Genomic DNA, 12,166 nt, shown 5'->3' with positions numbered 1-12,166 from the left:
CCCAGCCTCTCCCTCTCACCGGGGATCGATTTCGAGGTCTTCCTCGACGCCCAGCGCCTTGAGACGGGCATGATCGTCACAGCGCACGATCTCATTGACGTCGGTCATATGCGCATATTCACCGACCCGGACATCGCCGGGCGTGCCCCAGGTGCCATCGGGCCAGAACGCGATATCGTCGGAACCATAAGGGGGCGTGTGGTCGGTCATGAGCTGTCTCCAGTTCCTCTGGCGGAACCATTCCCACCAACGCCGAAAACAAGGGGCCGGATGAGACCGTCACCGAGCATGTGCGAGGGAAACCCCCTGCGGGTTGACGGACACGAGGCCGTGCCCCTTACCGGCAAGGATCGAGCGGGAAGATCAAACCTGGAGACAGGGCGATGGCGGCCGGACGTCACCGCAGGGGAATGACTTGTCCGTTGACGGTCGGCACAGCCGTGCCAAAGCAGCATGCCGCAGTGCGGGTATGCTGCTGGCTCTGGTCGGCGGGCATAAGAAAAGCCCGTCCCGCCATGCGGAACGGGCTCTGGGTCAGGCGGGAATTGGTGCGTGCCGCGCGGGATCGATCACGAACCCATTTCGTCCCGCACTGTATTCTTGGACCGGCACGAGCCAGGCGCGCTTGTCCGATCCGTCACGATGGCCGCCGAGCGCGGCGATAGTCTCGACGAAGCCCGGATACTGTCTCGACGTGACAGCCGAGATCACCACCCAGTCATCGGCATGCTCGCGCGCGAACCGCTGGCGGTCGCGGGTGAAGGATTCCTCGATGCCGAGTGCCCGGCCATGAACCGCTTCCCAAGCGTCAGGCACCCAATCGCGCAATGTCCGGTCGGCTGATCTTTTTTCCCGGTCCGTGAAGAGATCGGGATAGCCGACCGCCACTCGCGCCCAGTCCCCATCCTCTTCATACCAGCCACCTTTCAGCCTCAGCGCGGGATGCAGCGCGGCGTTGCGGGTGCGGTCCAGCTTGAACCCGCCATGCGAGGCCGTGGAATGGCAGACCACACCCTCGGCATAGATAGTCGCACCCTGCGACAACCCCCAAGGCGTCGAAACGCGCATCCGCACCTCCGTGCGGCCAAGGGCTTCGCGTTGGGTGAGATGGAGCGCGAGATCCTCGACGTGCGCCCGAAAGCCCGCCGCGTCGGGAACCATGCCTTCGCTGCCATAGACGTCAGCCTCGGTCCATTCGTCGATCGGGCGCCGCAGTCGCCAGCCTGAGGCGAAACGCAAACCGTCCCGTGCCGGAATGGCGATATAGGCCAGATCGCCAATCCGGGCGGCGAAATGCCCGTCGGCGCTCGTGCCATAGTCCGGAATGACCGCGCTCATGCCGCCCTCCCGAACCTGACGGGAGGCATTACTCCATCGGGGTCCGCAACCTCCTCCATGACCGCGTCACGATAACGATGCTCCATCAACCAGGCTTCGGCAGAAGCCCGGTCGCACGCGAGATGGTGGAGTTCCTCGCGCCCGTCGCGGCGGGACAGGATGCGCACCATCCCGGTTCTGGGCTGTTCGGCAACAGCGAAGCGGAGCTGGCTGGTGATGGTGTAGGTCCGACGAACCTTCATCACGATAATGCCCTGGCTGCCATAATTTCCCAGATGCAGTGCGAAGGTCGCCGGCGAAGGATAGGCGCCGTCACGACCGGCTACCTTTTCGACCAGACGTCCCATTCCGTTCTGCTCGTTCCACGCCCGCAATTTGCGGGTGAAGCGCTCAGGCGGACGCGGCTCGCCGTTCGAGAAAGTGATGAAGCTGCCGAGCGGCGCGGCGTCGAAGATATGCTGTGCGGACATTGTTCGTGCTCCTTGAAACGCGAAAGCCCGGCGCGACGGCCGGGCTTTCGAGAGAGTTTGGGGAAAGAGAAGAGGGTCAGGCGGTCGCCACGCGCGCGAGGCGGATCGCCGCCATGGCAGCGCTGAACTCAAGCCCGCGAAGCTGCTCATCGAGATGGAGCGTCGGGATCAGCGCGATGCAAGCCTGCCTGATCTGGTCGTCGCTGACAGTGACGCCGGCGGCATCGGTGCCCTCATAGGCCTGCTGGATATCCGCCACCATGGAGCGGATCTCCGCTTCATCGAGCGCCAGCACAGGATGCTTGCCGTGCCCGGGCGCACAGCCAAGATCGCCATAGTCGGCGCAGTCGAGCAATTGCGCCTCCATCTCGTTGGTGGAGCTCCACAGGACATGGTCCGCCGTCACGACGGTGACACTGCCACCAAAACCATCAGGTCGCATCTTCGTACAGGTCCAGGCCGAGGTGATGACGACATGATCGAGGGCGTCGCAACGCCGCACGATCGGCTGGAAGATATGCGTCTCATCCAGATCGGACAGGTCGAGTTCCAGTTCGACATCATCGGGACCGGCTTGGGCCAGTCGATCCCGCACAAAGACGGCGATTTCTCCCTCAACAATGGTTTCGGCGGCAAGCAGCGTTTTTGCCTCCGCTATGTCGAGCGAGACACTGCTCGATGCACCTTCGGTAGCGAAGAAATAGAGCGCGTCGCCATCAGGCTCATGCTCGAACATGGCGGTGAGCAGGGCCAGTTCGAGCGGCGTAATCGCCACGGCCGGAATGCTCGGGCGCACGACGGTCGGCGAATGATAGTCAGCCATTATCAGGTCTCCAGATATGCAAAAGCCCGGCGCGATGGCCGGGCTCGGTGATTGAAAGGTGGAAAGGCGACGACCGGCTACCCCCAGTCGAAGATGGGCAAGTCGTCGATCTCGTCGGCATCGCGGTCGAAGTTGATGTATTCCGCCCCGAGCGAGCGGGCATACGCCATGATCGTCGCGAGTTCAGGCGGCACATCGTCGCCGGGCTCTTCGCTGGCCCAGACGAACCAGCCATAGGGCGTGGGCGACGCGATCACGTCCGACCTGTCGACATAGGCGCGCGCATCGGGCGAAAGATGCGCCGTCGAACAATCGAGGAAGAGCCGCAGCGGATAGATGGCGGTCATGGCCCTTCTCCCGCGATGGCCGCCGCCGGAGCAGGTTGTCGTCCCGGGTCGCCGGCGGCGAAGGGATCGACCTCGCGGTGGATCGGCTGTGCGCGTCCCATCCAGGGTTCGGGGCGAATGCACCTCACCCAGTCGGCGAAGCTTGGAATGAACCCCAGATCTTCTCGGACGTGCCGCTCGCCAATCAGCCGGACGGGAACGACCCGGCCGGTCGAGATGGTGATTGTCGCCCCAAACGCCCTCTCCAGTTCGAATATGCCCTGAGCATGGTGCCGTAGCGCCCGATGCCGGAAGTCCGCGGTGATCTCCTTCGAGGGCTGATCAAACCACTGGTGCAGCGGCAGATAGTCCTCCGGCACGCCGCCCCATGTGCGGACCGACGACAGCGCATGATGATAGCAATGTCCCATCGCTCCCTCCTCACCAGCTGTAGCAATACTGTTCGGACGACATGAACCGCTCATTGTAATCGAGCGTGATCGTGCCGGCGGCGACGTCGAAGGTGAATTCGCCGTAAGCCCCGTCCGAATTTTCCCAGCCATCGTGCTTCTCCTTGAGGAGGTCATAGGCCATGGTCTCGAGCGCCAGTTCGGCGCTGTGCCACCGCTCGACGGGCTCAATTTGTCCATAGGGCAGGTCGAGGCTGGCCACTTTGCCGCCGGGCAGGGCGACTTGGGCGTCGCCCGCGTAGGCGGTGATATCCTCGATCTGGCCGCTATCGCCCTCGCCGTCGAAGCGGACGGTGACGCGCGTAATATTGGCTGAGGCGAGGAAGGCGAAGAGCCGAGCCTTGTTGTCGGGGATGAGCGCGGCGGCGGCGGCTTCCCAGGCCGCATATTTCGACATGAGCGAATCCATGTCGATGGCTGCCTGCGTTGTGTCCGTCATGACGGATCTCCAGAACGGCGAAAGCCCGATGCGAGGACCGAACTCTCTGAAACAAAGGGGAAGGTGAACGGCGGTGACGGCGTGTCATTCGCGCAAAGCTCCGCTGGCGATGTCGGCGATCCATTCGGCCGCCTCGTCGAAATCAGCATCGTCATCCGCGACGAGCCGGGCGAGCGCGACGGCGCCCTCGCGTCCGAGCTGGCCAAGGCGTTGCAAGGCGGCATGCAGAACAGGCGCCAGGCTATCGGCGCTGGCGGTCTCAAGATTGGGAACAGACATGGGTCGATCCTTCAGGAACGAATTGGGAGGAAAGGCGGGGAAGCAAACGCCACCCCACCCGGACGATCAGGCCGCTTCCGGCAGCGCAGCGTCGTCATCATTGCCAGGAGCAGTGCCAGCCCCGACCAGGTCCCCCTCGTCGAGGAAGGCCGGAAGCGCTTCAGCTTCATCAACCTGCGTCCCCGGTTCCTCACCTTGGGCAGCGTCAATCGGTGCGGCATCCACCGGCACCGGCGTGCGCATCGGCTCGGGCAGCCAGTCGCTGTCCTCCAGCAGCCGCTCGGCCTCGCGGGCCATGTCGCCCTTCTTGAGATGGTCGATCATCTCGGCAAACTTCGCGCCCTTCGCCTCGGCCACGTCGGCGATGATCCGCTGCTTGGTGACGCTGCCCAGATAGCCCGCGACCGTCGGCCGCCAGCCCGCACCGATCAGATCGAGCCCGACAGCCCTGGCGAGGACATGGCTGTGCGACACCCGGCGCTCGACGCTGCTCTTGGAGATGCGCCCATTGTCATACTTGGGTACCACCTCCTGTTGCGCATTGAGCACCTTCGAGGCGCAATGCGCGAAGAGTCCGGCCTGCTCATTGCCGTCGAGCGCCAGCAGTGCGTCCCAGAGATTTTTGTCGGAATCGGGCAGCCGGTCGGCCCAGCGCTTGTGCCGCTCGGCGATCGCCCGCGCCGGTGCGCTGTCGCGCAGCCCCGTGGCCGAGAAACCGAACGAGGCTTCATTGAGCGAGATCTGGAGGCACGATTCGCAGGTCGAGGAATAGAAGCAGTCGAGCACGAAGGCGTGCAGCACCGCCGCGAAAGCCATCGAAGGCGACTGCGCAAACGCATCCTGCAATGCCAGCGTGCGCCAGGCGGTGAGTTCGGCGACGAGCCGGTCGGGCAGCGGCTTGACCACCTCGCCATCCTCGTCGTCGTCATCCCCGGAAGCGGTGCTACTCGCCGCGCCCATCGCGACGACATTGGAAACCGGGGAGCCGGTCGCACCGTCATCCTCGTCACCATCGTCATTGCCGTCATGATACCCACCCTGGCTGTCGACACCCGCGTCTTCCTCGCCATCGGCCTGAACCACCGGCTCATCCTCGGGGCGGACGTAGCCGCGCTCGATGCACAGCGTCCCATCGACCTCGATCGACAGGAAGGCGCCGGCGATGGCCATGTCCTTCGCCTCGAACGTCACCGGCCGTTCGACCAGCGCGCCGATCGCAGCGTCGATCACTTCGATGCGCGCCTGGACCTCGTCCGGAACCTCGGGGGCATCGGCCCATTCAGCTTCCAGATCCTCGATCTCGGTCTGAAGCGCCGCGAGCCGTTCTTGCTCCTCATCGGACATGGCCAGTTCCACGCCGTCGATCTCACGCAGGCCGTTGGTGACGCCCCAGGGCATGTCGATCGCGGTCGCGACCCATTTCCAGCCCTCGCCGGCGATGCGCTCGCCCTCGGTCTGGAGCTTCTCGCCAACCAGACGATCCAGCAGCGCGGGATCGGTCAGCCAGCCGCCATCATCGGGCTCGAAGAGGTCGCGCATCACGCAGCCGCCCGCAGCGACATAGGCCTCGACGCCGATGAAGCGCACCCGCTTGTCGCCGGCACGCACGGTATTTTCGGTCAGCTTGCTGCGGATATAGCTGCCCGACTTGTTATAGCTGTGGGCGAGCATTTCCCACACCTGCTCCTGGCGGGCATGATCGTCGGTGACTGCGAAGGCCATGAGCTGCTCGAGCGTCATGCCATCCTCGGCATAAATCGCGTGAAGCGTCGGCGAGACCTTGGCGAGGCGCAGGCGCTGGTTCACGACCGCTGGGGTCACCAGGAAATGCGCGGCGATCGACTCGATGTCCTCGCCCTTATCGACCATCGCCTGCATGGCGCGAAACTGGTCGAGCGGATGGAGCTGCTCGCGGAAGGTGTTTTCCGCAAAGCTGTCCTCCTCGGCGGTGACGGCATCATTGGCCGCCTTGACGACACAGGGGATCGGCGCGTCCTTGGCGAGACGCTTCTGCTTGACCAGCAGTTCGAGGGCGCGAAACCGCCGGCCACCGGCCGGCACCTCGAACTGGCCGGTCTCCTGGCCTTCCGTGTCCAGCACCGGCCGCACGTTGAGGCTCTGGAGCAGGGTGCGGCGCACGATGTCGTCCGCCAGTTCGCCGATCGACACGCCGGCCTTCACCCGGCGGACATTGGACTGGGACAGGACCAGACGGTCAAACGGAATGTCGCGCGAGCCGCTGAGGGTGATTTTCTGAGGCGCTTTGGCCATGGCTTGTCTCCATGACGGGCCGCCGAAAGACTCTCTCCCGGCTCCCAGCCCGTCACGAAAACCCGGCTTTCCTCTCCCTCTATCGGGCCTGCCACCGGCAGGCCCGCGCTGCTCGCCCGAAGCGCAGGCGTTCGCCCTCACAGCACACCGGCCAGAACCAGAACTGCCGACCAGCACAGGAGCGCGCCCAGGAGGATGAGCAAGAGGGACAGGCCCGGCGACAGGCGGGTTTCGTGGACCCGCGCCTCATAGTCGGCGGCCTCCATGTCGGGGGAGGCTTCCATCACCAGCCATGCAGCGACGAAGGCGCGCAGGCGAGTGATGACAGGGTTCGACGATTTGCGAGATTGAGTCATGGGTTTCTCCATGACGAGCGGCCGCGAGACTCTCTCCCGGCTTCCTGCCCGTCACGAGACTTCCCGGCTGCCCTCTATCTCTCGCCTGCCCTTACCCTGAAATCGTCCGTCCGGCATGGGCTGGGCACGCTAGGACGGATTCGTCTTGCCCTTATGTTCTCTATATGTTCCATTTCTTTCATGGAGCGAATCGAAAGAGATGAACTGTCCGCCATCCTGATGGCGGCGCCGGGATGGGCACGCGTCGGACTGACGATGCCGGACGAGCGGATGCGCGAACGCGCCGCCGACACGCTTGCGGCAACGATCATCGAACGGCTGGAAAGAACGCCCACGCCCGACCCCAACCAGTTCAGGCTTCCGCTCTGAGTCCTTCGGCCTTGAGCGACGCGGCATCGAACACGCCCCGCCGGACCGCGAGGCGATCGGAGAAGGTCACGACATTGGTGCGCCCGTCGCGATCGACCTGGGTGAAGCGCAACAGGTCGCCCTTGAGGATTTCAATCGTGACCGGCGGCAGTTCGTCCAGCGGGTCATGAAAGGTCTGGCGGTTTTTGGGCATCGGCGGCTCCTTGACCAGGATTGCTTTCCTCATAGCATGGATCAATATGCAAGCCGATCACCGATGCTCGTCCGGCACATCCTCTTCATGCCCCTGCCAGACGATTCGGTCGCCTTCATAGATGGTGACGAAACCGCGCCCGCGCATGATCGGTGCGGGCGGCCTGGCCGAGAAATTGAGGCAGCCGAACGTATCGACGGTCGACGCGAAGGCGAGCGGCTTGCCATGCTGCAGCACCACCCGGTCGCAGGTGCCCGAAGGTCGCTTGACCCGTCGTTTCGACAAGCCGAGCTGAAACGCTTCATAAGCGCGCGCCTCCCGTTCGGAAGGCGGCGACCAGTGCCGACAATATTTGCAATAATGCGGTCCTGGCGGGAGCCGCTCGGGTTCGTCGTCGACCGCCGGCCCGCCATTATGACCGGCACGGATGCGGGGATCGCTCATCCCCCGCGCCCCTGTTCGAGCCAGATGCGCAGGCGCTGGCGCATGACGCCCATCCCCGCGTTGATCTCGGTGATCTGCGCGTCAGGCACGATGCAGCGCATCTCGCGGAAGCCGTCGAGGAAGGCGCGCATCACCTTGAGATAGAGGCCGCCACCGACCAGCGCGACATCGGTGAACGGCCGCGTGCCATGATAGCAGAGGCTGGCGATTTCACAGCCGGGATGCGATCCATACGTGTCGGGTTTGCGTGGAGACGGCGGGCGCGGCCAGCGCGTCGTCATGCCGCCCGCGATCATGCGCTCGGCGAGTTCGGGCGTCAGGCGGGCATCATAGTCCCCGATGGGCCGATCACCGGCACCGAAGCCGTAGCGTGCCGACAGGAAACCGACCCGCGCGAGGCGTCGCCCGGGATCGGCGCTGCGCCAGGTCTGCCAGAGCGGACCATCATAGCGGTCCCAGGCCGGCATCCATCCGGGATCACGACGCTTGGTCGCCGAACAGGCGAGGATCAGCAGGCGATGCGAGAAACCGGTGGCGCGGGTGTGCGGCAGATCGACCCGCACTACCCGAACCGGCTGCTGCCGTTCTGCTTCGGCAAGCCGTCCGATCAGCGCGATCTCGGCGTCGGTGCAGACGCCCCGGACCTGGAAGGTTGTAGGACCATCGGCTTCGACCGGCGGCACGGCGTCGAGAAACAGAATGCCATGCCCAAGATTGCCGCAATATTGCGGCGCCTCAACGGGAGGAAGGTCGGGCGCCGGTTCGATTCTGCGTTGGCCGACCCGCTTGAACGCATCGGTAAAGCTGGCGGGACTGGACGTGATGCGCGCCTGCGCGCGGGCATGATATGTCCAGGGCGGACGACCGGGATCGACCTTGCCGATGCGGATCTGGTGCAGCAGGTCCGCGAAGCTGTAGGGATCGGCCGGATAGGGACAGTCTCGCCAGATGCGGCGGATCGTCTGTCGCCGATCGGTGGAGAAGTCGAACAGCCCTGCTCGTGCCCGGCGCCATACTGCGGCGCGTTCATCGCGCAAACGCTGCTGCCGCTCGGGCCACCAGACGGCGCGCTGCGCCATCTCCTCCTCGACGCTGTGCTGGGTTTGCCCGATCAAGTCCGCGAACAGCGGCAGGGCCTCGCGCTCGCGCCGCTGTTTATGGACAAAGGCCGCGCGTTTGCGTGAAGTCTCCTCATAGGCGGCGGGTTTTGGCCATTTGCGAAAACGCATCACGCACCGCCTTTCACAGCCTTGGCAGCCCGATACAGGATGCGCTCGGCCTCGATCAGCGATCCGGCACGGCGCGCGGCCTGCGCATAGGCCGAGAGCGGGAACGCGCCTTCGAACAGGATGTCGCGTTCGATGCCGAGACCGAAGGGAAGCTGGATCGATTCCAGCTCTTCGAGCGCAAAACTGCCCAATTCCGGACAGCCGAAGCCAAGATCTGCAATGCCGAACAGCACGCCATCCTCATCCATTTCAGTGGCGAGCCAGGTGGCTGCGCCGACGGGATTGAAGAAGCGCACCACCGGCACGGGATCGAGATCCGCATCGCCACGGGTGCGGGCGTCGATCCGGGCGGCATCATTGGCGCGAAGCTGCGCGCGCAAGTCGGGGGTGAGAAGCGTCATGCCGCCACTCCCCGATTAAAGCCGGCCCGTTGCGTCGCCGTGAGCGCCATAGCGCAATCGGGATCTGGGTCGGGATCGTCGTCATTGGCGGCGACGCCGGCCTCGGGCCGGAAGGCGAGCAGATAGTCGGCGGCCTTGGAGGCGGCGCTGGCAGCGCGCAGGATGGCGCGGCTGTCCTCGCGGATGATTTCCAGCCAGGAACCGATATAGTCCGCATGCCGAACGGTGGGCGTGATCCCGAGCGCGGCGCAGACGAAGGCTCCCGTCAATTCGGCGCACAATTCTTCCTTCCCGTAAGCGACCGAACCGAAGACGCCGCTCTGGTCACGGTTCAACCGCGCCGCACCGCCGACCCAATGACCCAGCTCATGAAAAGCCGTCCGGTGCCAGTTCACCGGATCGAAGAAGTCGTCTGGGCGTGGCACCTGGACGTAATCGTGACGAGGAGAATAATAGGCCTGTCCGCCGCCGATGCGGAAGTCAGCCCCCGTCGCGGTGATCAGCGCCTCGGCCTGCGGGAGGATCAGCCCTTCGGGGACCGGTGGCGGCGGCTCGCAGACATGGGCGGGTAATCCATCGCATTGCTCGACCGAAAACACGGTGAAGCTTTTCAGAAACGGAATCCCACCGGACGGCTCGCGGCCTTCGACTTCGGCGCGGCGGCGTTCCTCGCCGGGAATGAAGCGGCGCGTATAGATGATACCGACGCCATGCTCGCCGCGCCGAACCGAGCCGCCAAGCGCAACCGCCTGCCGGAAGGTCAGGAAGGCATGGCCGGAGAAACCGCGCTCGACGACAGCATTCCAGAGCGTGAGGATGTTGAGGCCGCTGTAACGCCGATGGCTGACGGCATTGTAGGGCATACCGATCGCCGCCCGCGCCGTTCCCCAGGGTTGGACCCAGGGCACGCGCCCGGCTTCGAGTTCGGCGATGATGCGCTCGGTGATCTGCTGATAGAGGTTCACCCGTGCGCCGGTGGGGCGGGGGCGGCGTGTCTGTGCCATGGCCTGTCTCCATGACGGGCCGGTGGCGAGCCTCTCTCGCCCCTTAACCCGTCACGGCTAACCGGCTCTCCTCTCCCTCTCTCGGGGCGCTACGGGGCACGAGCCCCGTTGGAAGGGGGCCGGAGCGACGCGGAACGCGGCTCACCGGCAGGGGAAGGCTTTCCCCCTCCCGGCAATTTCAAAGAAATTCTGGAAACTTTCAGAAATTGGAAGTATCGAGGAATTTATGTCCTCCTTGGCACAGCAGATTTCGGCAGCAGGCCTGGCCGATCATATCCTGAGCGATCGCCAGCTCGGCCGGGTGCTGGGTGGCGGTGATGCGCGCCGCTATGGCCTCGTCAACCGCGCACTCAAGGACGGCTCTCTGCTCCGCGTGAAGCGTGGCACCTATGTTCTGGGATCGCGCTATCGCTCCGAGACCGTCCACCCCTTCGCAATTGCCCAGAGCCTCGTTCCGGGCAGCTATATTTCGTTTGAAAGCGCACTCGCCTGGCATGGCTGGATTCCCGAAGGTGTCTTCACGACCGCCAGCGTCTCGCCGGGTCGCAAAACGCTGCATTATGAGACGCCCGGCTTCGGCACCTTCGACTTCCATCCCTTGGCCATCGCCGATTATCGCTTCCTGACCGCTGTGGATCGGGTGGAGGTGAGCAAGCGTTCTGCCTTCATCGCCCAACCGCTGCGCGCGCTGATGGATCTCGTGGCGCTGCGCAAGGAGAACTGGAACGGGCTCGACTGGCTCGTTCATGGCCTGCGGATCGACGAGGGCGAACTCTCAGGCCTTGGCCGCAAGGACTTCGCCAAACTCAAAGCGGTCTACAAGCACAAGGCCGTAAACATCTTCCTCACGGCGCTCGAGAATGCCGTCACGATGGCCCGAAAGGCCTCCAGCCATGATTGATATCATCCGGGACAAGCTGCGCCGTTATGAGGCGGCCAATGCCCTCGAGGAAGAAAATGCCGTCAAGGAAATCCTCCAGGAGATCGCGCTCTACGGCCTGTGGCGCGCCGATTTCTTCGACGTGGCGTTGTTTCAGGGCGGCACCTCGCTGCGCATCCTCCATGGGCTGCCGCGCTTTTCCGAAGATCTGGATTTCCTGCTGCGCGCACCCGATCCGGATTTCGACTGGTCACCCTATCTCAAGGTGCTTGTCGAGGTTTTCGAGCAGTTCGGGCTCAAACTCGACGCGCTGCCCAGGGCGAAAATGGAAAGCGCGATCCGGCAGGCCTTGCTCAAGAATGATTCGATCGCGAGCCAGCTCGACCTGTCCTTCGCGGGAACCGGCAAACCCAGGACGATCCGCATCAAGCTGGAGATCGACGTCAACCCGCCCACCGGCTCGGGCGAGGATGCGACCTACCTCGACTTTCCGGCCGATCATGAAGTGCGGCACCAGGATCTGGCGTCCAATTTCGCGCTCAAGATCCATGCACTGCTCTGCCGTGGCTTCCTCAAGGGCAGGGACTGGTATGACTTCTCCTGGTATGTCGCGAAGGGAACGACGCCCAACCTCACCCTGTTGCGCACCGCGCTGATCCAGGCCGGCCCGTGGGCGGGCGATGAAAACATCGCCGCTGACATGCCCTGGCTGAAACAGGCGCTCAGCGATACGATCGCCACGATCGACTGGCAAGCAGCGGCCGACGATGTGCGGCGCTTCCTGCGTCCCGCCGAAGCCAGATCGCTCGAACTGTGGAGCGAGCGTTTCTTCATGACAAAACTGGACAAGCTTACCGCTGCCTTGTGACCAATC

At 64.3% G+C, this 12,166-nt stretch carries 18 protein-coding genes; 3 read left to right on the top strand and 15 right to left on the bottom strand.

Annotated features, from left to right (window positions below; genetic code table 11):
* Window positions 1-15 precede the first annotated feature (15 nt).
* From Q0082_RS12500 to Q0082_RS12455, 10 genes are all read right to left on the bottom strand, one after another.
* Window positions 16-210, bottom strand: coding sequence for a hypothetical protein (locus tag Q0082_RS12500; protein WP_298193092.1), 195 nt, complete (start codon window positions 208-210; stop codon window positions 16-18).
* 324 nt (window positions 211-534) lie between these two features.
* On the bottom strand, window positions 535-1,338 hold the full coding sequence (locus Q0082_RS12495) for a hypothetical protein (RefSeq protein WP_298193090.1): 804 nt from the start codon (window positions 1,336-1,338) through the stop codon (window positions 535-537).
* A complete protein-coding gene (locus Q0082_RS12490; protein ID WP_298193087.1) occupies window positions 1,335-1,808 on the bottom strand; it encodes a hypothetical protein in 474 nt (157 codons plus the stop codon). Before Q0082_RS12490 ends, Q0082_RS12495 begins: the two co-directional genes overlap by 4 nt.
* A 76-nt stretch (window positions 1,809-1,884) precedes the next feature.
* Complete coding sequence (locus Q0082_RS12485) at window positions 1,885-2,631, bottom strand: hypothetical protein (protein WP_298193084.1); 747 nt, start codon at window positions 2,629-2,631, stop codon at window positions 1,885-1,887.
* Between the two features lie 77 nt (window positions 2,632-2,708).
* Window positions 2,709-2,978 (bottom strand): hypothetical protein, encoded by a 270-nt coding sequence (locus Q0082_RS12480; protein ID WP_298193082.1) that lies wholly within the window; start codon window positions 2,976-2,978, stop codon window positions 2,709-2,711.
* Entirely contained in the window at window positions 2,975-3,388 is a 414-nt protein-coding gene (locus Q0082_RS12475) for a hypothetical protein (protein WP_298193079.1), read from the bottom strand. The genes Q0082_RS12480 and Q0082_RS12475 overlap by 4 nt, the downstream gene beginning before the upstream one ends.
* Window positions 3,389-3,398: 10 nt before the next feature.
* A complete protein-coding gene (locus Q0082_RS12470) occupies window positions 3,399-3,866 on the bottom strand; it encodes a DUF6878 family protein (protein ID WP_298193076.1) in 468 nt (155 codons plus the stop codon).
* Between the two features lie 84 nt (window positions 3,867-3,950).
* Window positions 3,951-4,145 carry a hypothetical protein gene (locus tag Q0082_RS12465; protein ID WP_298193074.1) on the bottom strand — a complete coding sequence of 65 codons (195 nt, stop codon included), beginning with the start codon at window positions 4,143-4,145 and terminating at the stop codon, window positions 3,951-3,953.
* A 66-nt stretch (window positions 4,146-4,211) separates the two neighbouring features.
* Entirely contained in the window at window positions 4,212-6,416 is a 2,205-nt protein-coding gene (locus Q0082_RS12460) for a ParB/RepB/Spo0J family partition protein (protein ID WP_298193068.1), read from the bottom strand.
* A gap of 137 nt (window positions 6,417-6,553) precedes the next feature.
* Window positions 6,554-6,772 carry a hypothetical protein gene (locus Q0082_RS12455; RefSeq protein WP_298193067.1) on the bottom strand — a complete coding sequence of 73 codons (219 nt, stop codon included), beginning with the start codon at window positions 6,770-6,772 and terminating at the stop codon, window positions 6,554-6,556.
* A gap of 180 nt (window positions 6,773-6,952) precedes the next feature.
* Here Q0082_RS12455 and Q0082_RS12450 point away from each other — a divergent pair, with 180 nt between their 5' ends.
* A complete protein-coding gene (locus tag Q0082_RS12450; protein ID WP_298193066.1) occupies window positions 6,953-7,141 on the top strand; it encodes a DUF6771 family protein in 189 nt (62 codons plus the stop codon).
* Here the strand turns inward: Q0082_RS12450 and Q0082_RS12445 are convergent.
* The 5 genes from Q0082_RS12445 to Q0082_RS12425 are packed head-to-tail and all read right to left on the bottom strand — an operon-like array spanning window position 7,125 to window position 10,412.
* Complete coding sequence (locus Q0082_RS12445; protein ID WP_006954992.1) at window positions 7,125-7,334, bottom strand: hypothetical protein; 210 nt, start codon at window positions 7,332-7,334, stop codon at window positions 7,125-7,127. The genes Q0082_RS12450 and Q0082_RS12445 overlap by 17 nt on opposite strands.
* A 57-nt stretch (window positions 7,335-7,391) precedes the next feature.
* Window positions 7,392-7,778, bottom strand: a complete 387-nt coding sequence (locus tag Q0082_RS12440) for a hypothetical protein (RefSeq protein WP_298193063.1) — start codon at window positions 7,776-7,778, stop codon at window positions 7,392-7,394.
* On the bottom strand, window positions 7,775-9,007 hold the full coding sequence (locus tag Q0082_RS12435; protein ID WP_298193061.1) for a hypothetical protein: 1,233 nt from the start codon (window positions 9,005-9,007) through the stop codon (window positions 7,775-7,777). The genes Q0082_RS12440 and Q0082_RS12435 overlap by 4 nt, the downstream gene beginning before the upstream one ends.
* Complete coding sequence (locus Q0082_RS12430) at window positions 9,007-9,408, bottom strand: DUF2958 domain-containing protein (RefSeq protein ID WP_298193059.1); 402 nt, start codon at window positions 9,406-9,408, stop codon at window positions 9,007-9,009. The genes Q0082_RS12435 and Q0082_RS12430 overlap by 1 nt, the downstream gene beginning before the upstream one ends.
* Window positions 9,405-10,412, bottom strand: coding sequence for a zincin-like metallopeptidase domain-containing protein (locus tag Q0082_RS12425; RefSeq protein ID WP_298193057.1), 1,008 nt, complete (start codon window positions 10,410-10,412; stop codon window positions 9,405-9,407). The genes Q0082_RS12430 and Q0082_RS12425 overlap by 4 nt, the downstream gene beginning before the upstream one ends.
* A 226-nt stretch (window positions 10,413-10,638) precedes the next feature.
* Between Q0082_RS12425 and Q0082_RS12420 the strand changes: the two genes are divergently transcribed.
* Together Q0082_RS12420 and Q0082_RS12415 are read left to right on the top strand one after the other, a co-directional pair.
* On the top strand, window positions 10,639-11,313 hold the full coding sequence (locus Q0082_RS12420; protein ID WP_298193054.1) for a hypothetical protein: 675 nt from the start codon (window positions 10,639-10,641) through the stop codon (window positions 11,311-11,313).
* Window positions 11,306-12,160, top strand: coding sequence for a nucleotidyl transferase AbiEii/AbiGii toxin family protein (locus Q0082_RS12415; RefSeq protein ID WP_298193052.1), 855 nt, complete (start codon window positions 11,306-11,308; stop codon window positions 12,158-12,160). Before Q0082_RS12420 ends, Q0082_RS12415 begins: the two co-directional genes overlap by 8 nt.
* Window positions 12,161-12,166 lie beyond the last annotated feature (6 nt).

Source organism: Novosphingobium sp. (assembly GCF_027489515.1).
GTDB lineage: Bacteria > Pseudomonadota > Alphaproteobacteria > Sphingomonadales > Sphingomonadaceae > Novosphingobium.
Note: the sequence above shows the minus strand (reverse complement) of the source record. Positions and strands in the feature narration are given on the sequence as shown.

What these genes read in the sequence shown, in the direction of transcription:
- Q0082_RS12500 (WP_298193092.1), bottom strand. Translation starts at nt 210, where the DNA reads ATGACCGACCACACGCCCCCTTATGGTTCCGACGATATCGCGTTCTGG.
- Q0082_RS12495 (WP_298193090.1), bottom strand. Translation starts at nt 1,338, where the DNA reads ATGAGCGCGGTCATTCCGGACTATGGCACGAGCGCCGACGGGCATTTC.
- Q0082_RS12490 (WP_298193087.1), bottom strand. Translation starts at nt 1,808, where the DNA reads ATGTCCGCACAGCATATCTTCGACGCCGCGCCGCTCGGCAGCTTCATC.
- Q0082_RS12485 (WP_298193084.1), bottom strand. Translation starts at nt 2,631, where the DNA reads ATGGCTGACTATCATTCGCCGACCGTCGTGCGCCCGAGCATTCCGGCC.
- Q0082_RS12480 (WP_298193082.1), bottom strand. Translation starts at nt 2,978, where the DNA reads ATGACCGCCATCTATCCGCTGCGGCTCTTCCTCGATTGTTCGACGGCG.
- Q0082_RS12475 (WP_298193079.1), bottom strand. Translation starts at nt 3,388, where the DNA reads ATGGGACATTGCTATCATCATGCGCTGTCGTCGGTCCGCACATGGGGC.
- Q0082_RS12470 (WP_298193076.1), bottom strand. Translation starts at nt 3,866, where the DNA reads ATGACGGACACAACGCAGGCAGCCATCGACATGGATTCGCTCATGTCG.
- Q0082_RS12465 (WP_298193074.1), bottom strand. Translation starts at nt 4,145, where the DNA reads ATGTCTGTTCCCAATCTTGAGACCGCCAGCGCCGATAGCCTGGCGCCT.
- Q0082_RS12460 (WP_298193068.1), bottom strand. Translation starts at nt 6,416, where the DNA reads ATGGCCAAAGCGCCTCAGAAAATCACCCTCAGCGGCTCGCGCGACATT.
- Q0082_RS12455 (WP_298193067.1), bottom strand. Translation starts at nt 6,772, where the DNA reads ATGACTCAATCTCGCAAATCGTCGAACCCTGTCATCACTCGCCTGCGC.
- Q0082_RS12450 (WP_298193066.1), top strand. Translation starts at nt 6,953, where the DNA reads ATGGAGCGAATCGAAAGAGATGAACTGTCCGCCATCCTGATGGCGGCG.
- Q0082_RS12445 (WP_006954992.1), bottom strand. Translation starts at nt 7,334, where the DNA reads ATGCCCAAAAACCGCCAGACCTTTCATGACCCGCTGGACGAACTGCCG.
- Q0082_RS12440 (WP_298193063.1), bottom strand. Translation starts at nt 7,778, where the DNA reads ATGAGCGATCCCCGCATCCGTGCCGGTCATAATGGCGGGCCGGCGGTC.
- Q0082_RS12435 (WP_298193061.1), bottom strand. Translation starts at nt 9,007, where the DNA reads ATGCGTTTTCGCAAATGGCCAAAACCCGCCGCCTATGAGGAGACTTCA.
- Q0082_RS12430 (WP_298193059.1), bottom strand. Translation starts at nt 9,408, where the DNA reads ATGACGCTTCTCACCCCCGACTTGCGCGCGCAGCTTCGCGCCAATGAT.
- Q0082_RS12425 (WP_298193057.1), bottom strand. Translation starts at nt 10,412, where the DNA reads ATGGCACAGACACGCCGCCCCCGCCCCACCGGCGCACGGGTGAACCTC.
- Q0082_RS12420 (WP_298193054.1), top strand. Translation starts at nt 10,639, where the DNA reads ATGTCCTCCTTGGCACAGCAGATTTCGGCAGCAGGCCTGGCCGATCAT.
- Q0082_RS12415 (WP_298193052.1), top strand. Translation starts at nt 11,306, where the DNA reads ATGATTGATATCATCCGGGACAAGCTGCGCCGTTATGAGGCGGCCAAT.